The sequence below is a fragment of the Lacibacter luteus genome (genome assembly GCF_004118265.1).
GTDB lineage: Bacteria > Bacteroidota > Bacteroidia > Chitinophagales > Chitinophagaceae > Lacibacter > Lacibacter luteus.
This window is the reverse complement of sequence record NZ_SDHW01000002.1, coordinates 587,930-602,434: the sequence shown is the minus strand read 5'-3', so window position 1 is coordinate 602,434 and position 14,505 is coordinate 587,930. Positions and strand designations below refer to the sequence as shown.

Annotated in this window: 12 protein-coding genes; 2 read left to right on the top strand and 10 right to left on the bottom strand. The window is 42.3% G+C overall.

Annotation, left to right across the window (positions count from 1 at the left end; all coding sequences use genetic code 11):
• Positions 1–34 precede the first annotated feature (34 nt).
• The 10 genes from ESA94_RS10335 to ESA94_RS10290 all read right to left on the bottom strand — a co-directional run bounded on the left by ESA94_RS10335 (position 35) and on the right by ESA94_RS10290 (position 13,331).
• A complete protein-coding gene (locus ESA94_RS10335; protein WP_240671027.1) occupies positions 35–592 on the bottom strand; it encodes a cytochrome c oxidase subunit 3 in 558 nt (185 codons plus the stop codon).
• A 58-nt stretch (positions 593–650) separates the two neighbouring features.
• Positions 651–1,571 carry a heme o synthase gene (gene cyoE, locus ESA94_RS10330; protein WP_240671026.1) on the bottom strand — a complete coding sequence of 307 codons (921 nt, stop codon included), beginning with the start codon at positions 1,569–1,571 and terminating at the stop codon, positions 651–653.
• 38 nt (positions 1,572–1,609) lie between these two features.
• Complete coding sequence (locus tag ESA94_RS10325) at positions 1,610–3,424, bottom strand: cytochrome c oxidase subunit I (protein WP_129130810.1); 1,815 nt, start codon at positions 3,422–3,424, stop codon at positions 1,610–1,612.
• Between the two features lie 35 nt (positions 3,425–3,459).
• A complete protein-coding gene (locus ESA94_RS10320; RefSeq protein ID WP_129130809.1) occupies positions 3,460–4,566 on the bottom strand; it encodes a cytochrome c oxidase subunit II in 1,107 nt (368 codons plus the stop codon).
• Positions 4,567–4,615: 49 nt separating this feature from the next.
• The gene (locus tag ESA94_RS10315) at positions 4,616–5,899 is read right to left on the bottom strand and encodes a quinol:cytochrome C oxidoreductase (protein ID WP_129130808.1); all 1,284 of its coding nucleotides are present in this window, start codon (positions 5,897–5,899) and stop codon (positions 4,616–4,618) included.
• Between the two features lie 40 nt (positions 5,900–5,939).
• A complete protein-coding gene (locus tag ESA94_RS10310) occupies positions 5,940–6,611 on the bottom strand; it encodes a c-type cytochrome (RefSeq protein WP_129130807.1) in 672 nt (223 codons plus the stop codon).
• Between the two features lie 10 nt (positions 6,612–6,621).
• Positions 6,622–7,212 (bottom strand): DUF3341 domain-containing protein, encoded by a 591-nt coding sequence (locus ESA94_RS10305; protein WP_129130806.1) that lies wholly within the window; start codon positions 7,210–7,212, stop codon positions 6,622–6,624.
• A gap of 34 nt (positions 7,213–7,246) precedes the next feature.
• Positions 7,247–8,689 carry an NrfD/PsrC family molybdoenzyme membrane anchor subunit gene (gene nrfD / locus ESA94_RS10300; protein WP_129130805.1) on the bottom strand — a complete coding sequence of 481 codons (1,443 nt, stop codon included), beginning with the start codon at positions 8,687–8,689 and terminating at the stop codon, positions 7,247–7,249.
• A 161-nt stretch (positions 8,690–8,850) separates the two neighbouring features.
• The gene (locus ESA94_RS10295; protein ID WP_129130804.1) at positions 8,851–12,018 is read right to left on the bottom strand and encodes a TAT-variant-translocated molybdopterin oxidoreductase; all 3,168 of its coding nucleotides are present in this window, start codon (positions 12,016–12,018) and stop codon (positions 8,851–8,853) included.
• A gap of 77 nt (positions 12,019–12,095) precedes the next feature.
• Positions 12,096–13,331, bottom strand: a complete 1,236-nt coding sequence (locus ESA94_RS10290) for a c-type cytochrome (protein WP_129130803.1) — start codon at positions 13,329–13,331, stop codon at positions 12,096–12,098.
• Between the two features lie 243 nt (positions 13,332–13,574).
• Here ESA94_RS10290 and ESA94_RS10285 point away from each other — a divergent pair, with 243 nt between their 5' ends.
• Entirely contained in the window at positions 13,575–13,859 is a 285-nt protein-coding gene (locus ESA94_RS10285) for a DUF6787 family protein (protein ID WP_129130802.1), read from the top strand.
• A gap of 42 nt (positions 13,860–13,901) precedes the next feature.
• On the top strand, positions 13,902–14,465 hold the full coding sequence (gene purN, locus ESA94_RS10280; RefSeq protein ID WP_129130801.1) for a phosphoribosylglycinamide formyltransferase: 564 nt from the start codon (positions 13,902–13,904) through the stop codon (positions 14,463–14,465).
• Positions 14,466–14,505: the final 40 nt, after the last annotated feature.

The following is a 14,505-nucleotide window of genomic DNA, read 5'->3' as shown; positions in this document are numbered from 1 at the left end:
TATCAGTTTTTAATTGTTCTCAATTTTTAAAAAATCAGGATACCAGTAAGAAAAATACAAACAGGTAAATCCATAAAATATCTACAAAGTGCCAGTATAACCCGGCTGTTTCAACAGGTGCAGTACTGTAATATTTTGTTTTGCTGTTGTATGCTCTGAAAAACAAAACAGCTAATGCTATTATACCGCCTATAACATGCAGTGCATGCACACCTGTAATAATGTAAAAGAACGATCCGGCTACGCTGTCACGAAAAGTGATCTTGGTTGCCCACAGTTCAGAAAATCCAATAAACTGTGTTGCTACAAAAGCCAAACCTAAGACTACCGTTCCCGAAATCAGCAACCGATACTTCGCCATTTCTCTTGCTTTCATTGCCTTTTGCGCCAGGAAAACCGTAACGCTGCTTAGGATAATAAGCAATGTAGATAAATAAAAGATCTTTGGTACCTGAACGGCTTCCCATCCGGCCTGGTTACTTTTTACAATGTATGCGCTGGTAAAACCGGCAAACATCATCGAAATACTTCCAATAGCTACCCACAACGTAAAGCGGTGGGGATGCATTTTTTGTGTTCGTTCACTGCTCATAACCGTCTCCATCTTTCAATCGCTTTTATTAGCAACTGTTTTCACAGTTTCACTTTTGTTATTGCTGTGCAATTTTATCGGCCAGTAAAGCAAGCAGTACAATTGGTAAATAAATGTAACTGCTGAACATTACTCTTCTTGCACTCTTTACATCCATATTAAAATACAGTCGTACACATTGTACAACCATAAACAGGTTTGCCGCAATCAGTATCCACATGCTTACAACACCACTCATGCTGAAAAAATATGGGAGCATGCCAACAGGTACCATCAACAACGAATAAATAATTGTTTGAATGGCGGTAAACTTCGTTGGTCCTTTATCGGATGGCAGTAACTTAAACCCGGCTTTACTGTAATCGGTATGCGCAACCCAGGCTATTGCCCAGAAATGCGGAAACTGCCAGAGGAACTGAATTGCAAATAAGATCCAGCCACCTGTCCACGAAAAATTTACATCATCGTAAGCAGCAGCCCAGCCAATTAAGCAAGGTAGTGCACCGGGCACCGCACCAACCAATACAGCAATAGAGTTTACTTTTTTAAGCGGCGTATATACAAAGCCGTAAATAAATAAACTAAACAGCGATAAGCCTGCTGCGTACCAACTGAAGTACAAACCCAAAATCAAAGAACCAATTATTGCAGCAATGAAGGCAAAGGTGGTGGCTTCCTGCACACTCATTCTCCCGCTTGCTACCGGTCTTGTACCGGTACGTTTCATTACTGCGTCTGTATCTTTTTCTGCAATCTGGTTGATGGCGTTGGCACTGCCTGTAACAAGCATACCACCTAACAACAACAACAGAATGCTTCCAAAATCATATTCAACTACGTTTGGCGCAAGCATGTATGCAATTACACTGCTAAACACCACCGTAAAACTGAGCGTAAACTTAATGAGCTGTCTGTAGTCTTCTATCTTACCTCTTATACCCGTTTTGGGCTGCTTGCTATCTGCCTGTTTATTGCTCAAAATGTTCAATCAATATCGACACGCTTGTGCCGGTTCAATTAATGTTTACTCTCGTTTGCGCTTACAGGTACAGTTTGAGCAATGTGATCTTGCCCGTCTTTACCGTAATCGTATGCCCAGCGGTGTACTTCCGGAATTTCACCATCCCAGTTGCCGTGTCCCGGATTGATTGGTGTGGTCCATTCCAATGTATTTGCACCCCATGGGTTTTGTGTTGTTACTTTTCTTCCTTTCCAGATACTGTAGAAGAAGTTAAAGATGAACAGTATTTGAATAAGGAATACGATGATTGCTACAACACTGATGAACTTATTCAACTCACCAAATTGTTTAAACGATTCCCAGATATCGTACTTGTAGTAACGGCGTGGCATACCTGCTAAACCTTCGTAGTGCATAGGCCAGAAGATGAGGTAAGCACCAACCATGGTTACCCAGAAGTGGATATAACCAAGTGTGTTGTTGAGGTAACGGCCATACATTTTCGGATACCAATGGTAAATACCTGCGAACATACCGAACATACTTGCCACACCCATTACAATGTGGAAGTGTGCAATTACGAAATAAGTATCGTGTAATTGAATATCCAATGCAGAGTTACCTAAAAAGATACCTGTTAAACCACCGGAGATGAACAAGCTTACAAAGCCCAATGCAAAAAGCATTGCAGGTGTAAAGCGGATATTACCTCTCCAGATTGTAGTTAACCAGTTAAATACTTTGATGGCACTTGGTACAGCGATCAACAATGTTAACAGTACAAAGAATGCACCGAGGAACGGATTGAGACCTGTTACAAACATATGGTGTGCCCATACAAGGAAGGCCAGAATTGTAATGGCGAACAACGATCCGATCATGGCCATATAACCGAAGATCGGTTTGCGGCTGTTAACCGAAAGAATTTCTGATGCCATACCCATTGCAGGTAACAGGATGATGTACACCTCAGGGTGACCTAAGAACCAGAACAAGTGCTGATAGAGAATTGCACTACCACCTTCATTCGGTAAGGCTTGCCCGTTAATATAGATATCACTTAAGTAGAAGCTTGTTCCGAAGTGACGATCAAAGATCAATAAGATAAAACCAGAGAATAATACAGGGAATGATAATACACCCAATACAGCTGTAAAGAAGAATGCCCAGATTGTTAGAGGCAAGCGAGTCATGCTCATACCCTTTGTACGCATGTTCAGTACTGTAGCAATGTAATTCAAACCACCAAGTAACGATGATACAACAAACAATGCCATCGACACCAACCACAAATCCATACCAACTTTAGAACCAGGTGATGCTTCTCCCAACGCACTCAACGGAGGGTAAGCTGTCCAACCACCACTGAAAGGACCTGTTTGTACAAATAATGAAGAAAGCATTACGATACTGGCTACAAAAAAGAACCAGTAAGAAAGCATATTCATGAAAGGCGATGCCATATCACGTGCACCAACCTGTAAAGGAATTAAAAAATTAGAGAACGTGCCACTTAAGCCCGCTGTTAATACAAAGAATACCAACACCGTTCCGTGCATAGTTACCAATGCATAATATGCTTCGGCTTGTAACTGACCGCCTTTTGCCCATTCGCCCAGCAAAGCTTCCATCCAGGGAAATTTTGCATCGGGAAAACCAAGTTGCAAACGGAAAATAACAGAGAACAAACCACCCAGCAATGCCCAGAACATACCGGTAATCAAAAACTGCTTGGCAATGGTTTTATGATCCTGACTGAATACATACTTCGTAAGGAAGGTTTCATGGTGATGACCATGATGCACTTCATGATGCGTTTCATGCGGAACGCTTACAGTAGAAGAATGCACATGTGATGTCTCGTTACTCATAATCTCTTTTTTATACAATTCGTTTTACGATACAATTATTTGTTGATGGCTACAGTTGTTTTTTCTGCAGCTGTTGCAGCTGCTGTTGAATCTGCAGCAGCAGGTTTTACAACACCGGGTTCTTTATCAGGAAACGCTGTGTAGTAGTTGGGCTTTTGTTTCGCCATCCACACATCAAACTCTTCCTGTGTAACTACTTCAATAATACCTTTCATCGAGTAGTGACCGTTACCACACATCTGATCGCAGGCAATTTCATATACGAAATTCGGATTGCCGGTACGCTCTTTCATTTCTTTGGTAGTGTACTTAGGCGTAAACCAAAGTGTTGTTGGAATACCTGGTACTGCATCCATTTTCAAACGGAAATGATTTAAACCAACATCATGAATTACATCACGGCTGCCGATGATCAATTTAACCGGACGACCTTTAACGATGTACATGGTTTGTGTTGTAACAACATCATCAAAATTTGTTGGATCAGCTTTCAGCTTCAGCGTTTCATCGTCTTGAAAAATCTGTCCGAAAGGATTGCTGTTTTCATCGCTGATAACACGGAAATATGTTTTACCGAAAATTTTGTCTTTACCGGGATAACGCATCATCCAGCCAAATTGCTTACCAACAATTTCAACTTCCAATGCACCTTTTGGAGCGTCTGATGTAATGCGGAACCATGAACGCAAACCAAATACAACCAATACTGTTAAGAAGATGGCAGGAACAACAGTCCAGATCAACTCCAGTTTATTGTTGTGGGGAAAGTAAAAGGCTTTACGTCCTTCTTTCTCCTGGTATTTCCATGCAAAAAAGAAAAGGAGAAACTGTGTAAGTACAAACACTAAGCCTGTAACAGCTGTAGTGATCATAAACATTTCATCGAAATCTTCACCTTCTACCGATGCAGAACCCTGAGGAAACAATGTGGTTTTATACAAAAGCTTATTGCAATAGTAAACAGCAATAAAGCCTACAATCATAAATCCAAGCAGCATAAAACCGTTGATGCGGTTGTTTTGCTTGCGTGATGTTTCTTCACCTTTTAATACACTCACATATTCGCTGGCCTTCGAAATCTGGAAGATGACAATAAACACCAGGACGGCAGCTGCAATGATCAGATATGTTGTAGTAGTCATAGCTTGCGCAATTATTTATAGTTGGTCAATTGTTTTTTACGTTCAGTTATCAGGTATGGTGAATAATACTTTCTTTCACCAACGGATGGTTCTTCGGCAACAACGGCGCTTTGGTTAAGTGCTTCGCTGTAAGGAAAATAACCAAACCGAGGAATCCTGCACCCACACCAAGACTGAATACGAAATGGCTGATTGAGTTTGATTCTTTACCCAATTCTTTCAAAGGACCGGGAGTGATCATTTGATAGAAATCGAGCCAGTGACCAAAGATGATGATTACTGCCATCAACGTTACAACAGTGTAGTTACGTTTCGAACCACGACGCATCAGAATTAACAATGGAGCGAGGAAGTTAATGATGAGGTTCAACAGGAAGATACCCCTGAAAATACCTTCACCTTTACCACCGTAACCTAAACGATCAACGAAGTAAGCCGTTTCTTCAGGCTGGTTACTATACCAGATCAACATAAACTGAGAGAACCAGAGATAAGTCCAAAACACAGAAAACGCAAACATGAACTTACCAATATCGTGAATGTGCTCTTCGTTTACATATTCAAGGTATCCCTGGTTTTTCAGGTACACCACAAACAACATGATGAGTGAAATACCTGCAACCCATGAGCTTGCAAATGTGTACCAGCTGTACATGGTGCTGTACCAATGCGCATCAATACTCATTAACCACATCCATGGCAATGTACTCAACACCGTTAAACCGTATGTTACAAGGAAAGCTGCTGCAATAGCCAACGACTTCCAGTAATGAGAACGTTCGCCTTTTTGTGCAAGATCTTCTGCAAGTGAAAGTTTACGGAACGAATGGCGGAACCACATCCACAAACCAACGGCAGTAACAGATAAAATGGTATAGAACATTGGGTTTAAGAAACCACTCTTATGTAATAATTTCTCATCGTGCTTTACATGCTCAACATCTTTCCAGTGATAAATATGATGGTCTTTAGAAATCCATACATAGCCTAAAAGAATAACGAGTGCAATAGGGCCTAATACATTAATACCACCTGAAATTGCTTCAGGAACACGACGGAATACCAACGGCCATCCAGCCTGTGCCAATGTTGTGGCCGAGATAAAGAAGAAGCTGGCTGCTACAACCAGTAACCAGAAGATACCGTTGTGCATTAATGCCATCCAGAATTTGGTAGCACCATACGCTTCTGCGCCATGACCTTCACCGTGACCGGCAGAAAACGGATGCAGAAACACTACACCGAGGATGAGTGTTAATACACCTACACCCATCAATGCATAACTCCATTTTTTTAATCCGCCTGGTATTTCAAATTGTTCTTTCAGTGCCATTGAACTTCGTTTATAGTTGAATGTGTTAGTTTGGTAATTCTTATTTCGTTGCCTTAACTGTTGTGTCTGCTGCAGGCTTAGCAGTTGTTGTATCTGCTGTTACTGCTACAGGTTTTGCACCACCCGGCTGCATGCTCTTTACGTAGTGAATAATCATCCAACGTTGTTGGGTAGTCAGCTGCGATGCATAGCTACCCATGAGGTTTCTGCCATAAGTAACAGAATACATCATTTGGCCTGCAGGCATGTTTTCATACTTCACATCACCAACCAGTGTAGCCGGTTTTGCAGGGTATGGACCTTCACCACCTTTATAAATAGGACCGTTGCCATCTAATTTTTCACCATGACAAATGCCGCAGTTAACATTGTATAAACGCTTTGCTTCTGCCATATCTTTTTCATTCAATGCAGGAAGCGGGTTAACCACTTGTTTCGACGCTACATAGTTTGCAGTATCGCCAACTGCATCTTTCCCTAAAGGAAACGATGCTACACCACCACGTTTTACAGTACCTGCAACAGGTGTGGCATCATAATAAATACCGGCTTCAGTAAGGTTGCTGTGGTCGGCATATGTTTCTACTGCACGGCTGTAAGCCATATCGGGCATATAAATTTTACCCGGCTCACGGCGGGGGCCGTTATTGCAGGCTGCTGCTGCCAATACTACTGTAACCAATCCAAGTGTAACAATCTTTGTTGAACGCATTGCAATATGTTTATGCTGTAACGATTTCTTCTTTTTCAAATGCTTTTTTTGCTTTGTCGTAACGACCTAACCACCATCCGGTTTCTGCTTCTTTTTCAAACACCTCAACTGCACCGGCATTCTGGAAAAATGCTTTTACTTCTTCCACGTTTGTTTTATCGGTCACTTCAATCGGCATTACAAACAGATCGTCTGTAGCACGCAGGTGAAAATGATCTTTGGTTACAAACGGAGCCAACTGGCAGAGGTAGCAGAATGTAAGCACCATACCTACAGCTGCACACAATACCGTTAACTCAAACACAATCGGAATAAATGCAGGCAAAGGCAAGTGTGGTTTACCACCAATGTTCAGAGGCCAGTCTTTGGTAAATACCCAGCTCATGAAGGTTAAGGCAGTTGTTGTACCTGTCATTGCATAAATAAAGCCGGCTGTATGCAAACTTGTATCACGCAAACCCATTGCATGATCTAAACCATGGATCGGGAAAGGCGTATATACATCATGAATCTTATAACCTGCCTTGCGGGTATTTTTTACCGCAGGAAACAGCGTTTTTTCATCATCGAAACAGCCAACTACGAATTTTTTTACAGACATATTTTTTAGCTTTTAGCTTTCAGCTTTTGTTCAATTAATGTGCATGCGCATGTTCGTGTGCAAACTCTGTCACGCTTTGCTCTTCAATACCATCCATTTGCTCTTTATAACTTTCGCCATTCTTCTTCAATATATGTTTGATCTCCGCAATGGCAATTACAGGGAAGTATTTCGAGAACAGGAAGTAGCAGGTAAAGAACAAACCGAACGAACCGAGATAGAAGCCAACTTCCCAAATGGTTGGACGATAGTACACCGACCATGAAGAAGGCAGGTAATCACGATAGAGTGATGATACGATGATCACAAAACGTTCGAACCACATACCCACGTTCACCACAATACTCATTAAGAAAGTAAAGGCGATGTTGCGACGGAGTTTCTTGCTCCAGAATAACTGTGGCGTAATTACGTTACAGGTCATCATTAACCAGTAGCTCCATCCGTAAGGACCGGCAATACGGTATTTGAAGAAGATATCCTGTTCATATTTTACAGCACTGTACCATGCCATGAACAACTCAGTTAAGTAGGCACAACCCACGATTGAACCGGTTAATACAATAACCTTGTTCATGTTTTCGATATGGCTGATAGTAATATAATCTTCCAGGTTCATGATCTTACGTGTAACCAACATCAGGGTTTGCACCATGGCGAAACCGGAGAAGATGGCACCCGCAACGAAGTAAGGAGGGAAGATGGTTGTATGCCAACCGGGGATAACCGAAGTGGCAAAGTCAAAAGATACGATCGTGTGTACACTCAATACAAGTGGCGTACTTAAACCGGCCAACACCAGCGATAAGCTTTCATGACGCTGCCAGTGTTTGGTTGAACCTGTCCATCCGAAAGAAGCAACACCATAAAATGCTTTTGCCCATTTCTTCTTGGCACGGTCACGCAGGGTGGCCATATCAGGAATCAAACCGCTATACCAGAATAAAAGAGATACAGTAAAGTAAGTAGAGATCGCAAATACGTCCCACAACAATGGTGAGTTGAAGTTCACCCAAAGAGGACCACGTGTATTTGGATAAGGCATTACGAAGAAGGCCATCCACACACGACCCATGTGCCAGATCGGGAACTGGCCCGCACAAATAACCGCAAAGATGGTCATCGCTTCAGCCGCACGGTTTACACCGGTACGCCAGCCTTGACGGAATAGTAACAAGATCGCAGAGATCAATGTACCGGCGTGACCAATACCTACCCACCATACGAAGTTGGTGATATCCCAACCCCATCCGATGGTTTTGTTCAGGTTCCACATACCTGTACCGTATACAACCTCTTTGTAAAGGCTCACTGCACCAAATAACAGGAGGGCAACCGAAATAATGAAACCGATCCACCACAAACGAGTGGGTGCAGCTTCCACCGGCTTACAAATATCCTCTGTAACATCGTGGTAGGTTTTATGACCATCAACCAATGGTTCCCTAACCTGTGATTCGTACCTTAATAATGACATACTTGTTTTCGCTTTTAGCTTTCAGCTATTCGCCGCCAGCTTTGGTTTTATGTTTATGTACTTAGCTTCAGATTCATTGTTCAGCTTCTGTTGCGTCGCACACTTCAACTGTAATTAACTCTTTTCAACAGCTCCCTTCTTTCGTAGGGTTACATCACTTATTAATGTGCTGCAGGTTCTGTTGCTGCTTCTTTTTTCTCTTCGTGCTTTTCTTCGCCATGTGCTTCATGACCTTCTTCGTGGTTACCTACCACACGGTCGGTATTACGCACTTTTGCCAGGTAGTTCACGTTTGGCAACACATGAATTTGTTCCAACACGTAGTAGTTACGGTTGTAACCTTCCTGTGTACGCACTTTGCTGATTGCACTTTCTTTGTCGTTGGCATTACCGAATACGATAGCGTTTGTAGGACAAGCCTGTTGACAAGCAGTTTTAATGTCGCTGTCAACCATTGGGCGGCTGTCTTTCTTCGCTGTCAACTTCGCTTCCTGTAAACGTTGTACGCAGAACGAACATTTTTCAATAACACCACGGCTACGAACTGTTACATCAGGGTTCAACACCATGCGTGTAAGGTCGTCGTTCATGTCGAGTGTCACTTCGTTCAGGCGGCCATATTCAACCAATGGATTCTGGTTGTCTTTGAAGCTGTCTGCACCGTTCCAGTCGTGCCAGTTAAAGCGACGAACTTTATAAGGACAGTTGTTGGCACAATATCTTGTACCGATACAACGGTTATACGTCATCTGGTTCAACCCTTCGCTGCTGTGATTGGTAGCTGCTACCGGACAAACGTTTTCACAAGGAGCGTTATCACAATGCTGACACATCATTGGCTGGAATACCACATCCGGGTTTTCCATATCACCGCTGAAATAACGGTCAATACGTAACCAATGCATATCGTGGTATTTACCTACCTGTGTTTTACCTACAACCGAAACGTTGTTTTCTGCACTACATGCTACCACGCAGGCACCACAACCGTTACAAAGGTTCAGATCTAAACTCATTCCCCATTTGATACCGGGTTTGTCGAATACAGGATACAATGTTCCTTTTTCTTCTAAACCTTCTACACCACCGTATGGTCCGATTTCGGCCAAACGTTCATTTATGAAATACTTAGGATCTTTCTTGAATACAGCAAGACTTGTTTCTTTCACTACTTCCACACGGTTATCGTAAGTACCATGTGTCTGCATTTGCACCACATCATACATCTTATCTGTTTTTTCAACAGTTACGTCGGCAACAGTGTATTCGTATGTTTGTCCGTTAAAGCCAACAAATGGGTAGATGTTCTGACCAGCTCCTTTTGCAGCACGTCCAATTTTTTCGCTGCGGCCATAACCTGTAGCAACAGCAATAGTATTGTTATTTGTACCCGGAACAATAATCAAAGGCAACTCAACTGTTTTACCAGCTGCAGTTAATTTTAAAACACGCTTCGGAGGATTTACTTCATATTCGTCGAGTTCTGCCTGTTTTGCGTATCCAAATTCTTTTGCAGTTTCAGGAGATACAATTACGTAGTTATCCCAGCTGGCACGTGTAAGCGGATCAGGCATTTCCTGTAACCAAGGGTTGTTTGCCATTTTACCATCACCGATACTTACTTTTTGGTAGATCACTAATTCATGCTTTCCACCTTTTTTTGCAGCGCTGAGTTTAGCACTTGCTTCGGCAACTGCAGCAGCATTGAAAGCAGCACCAGCAACAACAGGGGCTACCGGTTCAATTACACCATCCTGCAATGCTTTATCAAAAGCAATCTGTCCACCAAGTTTGCTGATCCAGTATGCTTTGAAATATGTTTCATAATCCGCAACAGTGCTGCCACTCCATTTTAATAAGGAAGTTGCGAACGCTCTTGTTTTAAATAACGGATGAATAGTTGGCTGAATGAAAGAGAGGTAACCTGTTTTTGCTTCAGCATCGCCCCAGCTTTCTAAGTAATGATGATCGGGAAGAATGAATTTACATTCTGCAGTTGTTTCGTCTTCACGTTCGTTGAACGATACAGACAATGCAACTTTTTTCAATGCATCAGCAAATTTCTTACCGTCACGATAAGTATAAACAGGGTTTGCACCATGAATGAATACTGCACCAACAGCACCTGCATTCATATCAGCAACCAATTGTTCAAACTCAGCATCAACACCTTTACGGTAGTTGAGCATAGTGCCGTAGTTTATGGTTTTGCCGTTAGCAGCAATTTTATCGTTGATTGCATTTACAATGATCTGTGCATTTACATCGTTGCTTCCGCTAACCACTACTGCATTACCGCCGGCAGCCAATAATTCTTTTGCCGCAGCATCGATACCTGCAGCCAAACGCTTATCGCCAATAGCAGGAGCTGTTACTGCACCACCAACTTTTGCATACAGGGCTAACAATGCAGCGCCGAGTTCGCTTGGTTTGTGTGTGTAACGTTCATCGGCACTTGCACCCGTTAAGCTGTACATGCTTTCGAACTGGAAGTGACGGCTCATAGTTGGGTTCTTCTCGTTGATCTTACGCTTAGAAGCATATTGCTTAGCGAAATCAACCGGGTTGAGCCATGTACCAAGGAAATCTGCACCAAAGCTTACAATTACATCAGCCGTATCGAAGTGGTAAGAAGGAATTCCTTTTTTACCGTAAGAAACTTCGTTTGCCTGGATGATACCGCTGTAAGAAACGGCATCGTATGTAATATGCTTGGCTGTTGGGTATTTTGTTTTGAACTCATCCAATACCGTTAATACAGTTGGTGAGTTAATTGTAGAAGTTAAGAATACGATCTGCTTACCTGCTGCTGCAGTTAATGCAGCTGCGATTTTTTTATCTACAGCTTCGTAAGTAGGAGCTTCTTTAAAACCTTCGCCGGTTTTTTCCATTGGGAAACGTACACGTGCAGTATCATACAGGCTTAATACAGATGCCTGTACACGTTGCGATGTACCACCTTTGGTAAAACCTAATTCGTTACCCTCAATTTTAATCGGGCGACCATCACGCACTTTTGCCACTACAGGAATTACATCACCATCGAGTACAAAAGTTGTTGCGTAATAGCTTGCAACGCCGGGAACAATATCGGCTGGTTTATTAAGGAAAGGAATTGCCTTTTTTACGGGTATATCACAACTTGCTGCAAGTGTTGCAGCCGCTGTGCTGAAACCGAGGTACTTTAAGAAATCACGACGGGGAGTTTTCCCTCCGTTATCGTCCATTTCAAACGGCAGTTCCTCTTTGAATTCGTTTGCAGCATCTTCTGTGTATGCTTCTGTCGCATTCAACTGTCCAAAACTTTGCCAATACTTTTTCTTGCTCATATGCTAATTAGCGAATTTGAAAAATGAATCCTTCGATGTTTGCTCAGGATAAATAAATAATTGAGTTACGCTCAATATTAATAGTGACATTTTTGACACTCTGTACCACCAATCTTCTCAACGGTTACACTATCCATCTTGCCGTTCTTAATGTCGTTGTGGAACTTCTCGTACATGCTGTAAAAGCCGTTGTCTTTAAACTTCACGCTCGTTTCACGATGACAGTTGATACACCAGCCCATACTTAAGTTGCTGAACTGATAAACTTCATCCATCTTCTGAATTTCACCATGACAGGTTTGACATTGTACGCCACCGGCTTTTGTATGCTGTGAGTGGTTAAAGTACACATGGTCGGGCAAGCTGTGGATTTTCACCCATTCGATAGGCTTACCTTCTGCTGTGTATTTGTTTGCTGTTGGATCCCAACCGGCGTATTTGTATAATTTTTGAATTTCTGCTGTACCATTTACTTCCGAACCATCGGGGTGGAAAAGCTTTTCACCTTTGTATTCATTGATGGCCATGTGACAGTTCATACAAACATTTACACTTGGGATGTTTGCATGCTTGCCTTCCATTGCACTGCCATGGCAGTATAAACAGTTTACCTGGTTAATACCTGCGTGTACTTTATGTGAATAGAAAATCGGTTGTTCAGGTTGGTAGTTGGTTTGGCGGCCAAGACCGATCATGCTTTGTGCAACTAAATAACCACCGGTTAAAAAGAGGAGGATAATTCCTGTTGCGATGTAGGCTTTATTTTTCCAGAAAGCTACAGGTTCGCCACGTACTACACCATCTTTTTCATCTGTAAGTTTCTTCAGGTTGCTGTTGATCTGTAATAAGATCAATGCAACAACTGCTAATACCAGAGCCAGTATACCGAAAAGAAGTGAGTTATCTTCTGCCGGTTGATCGCCAGTACCTTCTGTTTTCTTACCATCACCACCAGGCACCGGTGTGTTAACGAACTTTACAATTGCATCAACTTCAGCATCAGACAGGTTAAACGGAGTCATTGCAACACCATATTCTTTCATCAAAGCTGCTGCATATGCGTCTGACTTAGCAAATGCAGAAGGGTTTTTGATCCATGCATAAAGCTTTTTACGATCGCTCCAGGGACCACGTTCTTCAAGACCAGCCAATGCCGGACCCGTTAACTTTTTGTTGATTGCGTGACAGCTGGCACAATTGGTTTGGAACAGCGCTTTACCATCCTGTGCAAACGAGTTATTGGCAATAAATAAACAAACAAAAACCAAGAAGAGCGTAAACGACTTTCGGAGTAGTAATTTTGGTTGATTCATAACGTTCTGGAACCGATTGTGATGAGGAAGAATATCCTTTTTACTGGCTGCAAAAATAGGGGAGGATACTGACATAATATCCACACTTTCAAAAAATATTTTACTTAGTTGTGACTTGACAATGAATAGTTTGCCGAAAAATTTGCTTTCAATTTATCTTGAAAAAACTGAATGGCTTGCGTATGCAACTTTTTTACATGAGTACCCGCTTATTAAACAAAGTTTTCCCCCGATTTTTGCTTGATGTTTGAAAGACTGCGAACAAAATGGAAAGTTACCCCGCTGCAACTGGTATTTATCCTGTGCACTTTTGCCATTGGCGGAAGTCTTACCGGCTTTGTGGGCAAACGCATCATGCCCCTGTTTGGTATTGAAAGCCCCTGGCTGTATATTCCGGTTTACATTCTTCTTATTACCCTTATCTGGCCCATGATGGTTTTACTTATAAGCATTCCTTTCGGGCAGTTCCGGTTTTTTACCGGTTACCTTAAAAAAATGGGAAAACGGATGGGTTTGGTGAAAAAATAGACCAAAACCTGTCGTTTTTCAGCAAAAAACACAAAAAATCTAATGAAACGTATCGCCATTTTTGCCTCAGGTGCCGGCAGCAATGCCCGAAAAATTATTGAGCATTTCACTCATCACCCGAAAATAAGTGTAGAGCTGATCGTGTGCAACAAACCCGGCGCAGGCGTATTGAACATTGCCGATGAACATGGTATTCCTTCCTTATTATTAGATAAAGAACAGTTTTTCCGTGGTAATGCTTATGTAGACGAACTGAAGGCCGACGAAATCGACTTTATTGTTCTGGCTGGTTTTTTATGGAAAGTTCCGGCAACGCTTATCCAGGCTTATCCGCAAAAGATCGTCAACATACACCCTGCGTTATTACCCAATTATGGAGGCAAAGGCATGTACGGTCGTTTTGTACATGAAGCAGTGCTGGCCAACAAAGAAACTGAAAGCGGCATCAGCATCCACCTGGTTGATGAACTGTACGACCATGGTAAAGTAGTGTTCCAGGCCAGCTGCGAAGTAAAGCCCGACGACACGCCCGATACACTTGCGCAACGCATTCACGAGCTGGAGCACAAACATTTTGCTCCTGTAATTGAAACCCTGCTTTCGTAAATCCATCCTAAAATATCTTCTGCTACCGCATTTTTCAGCG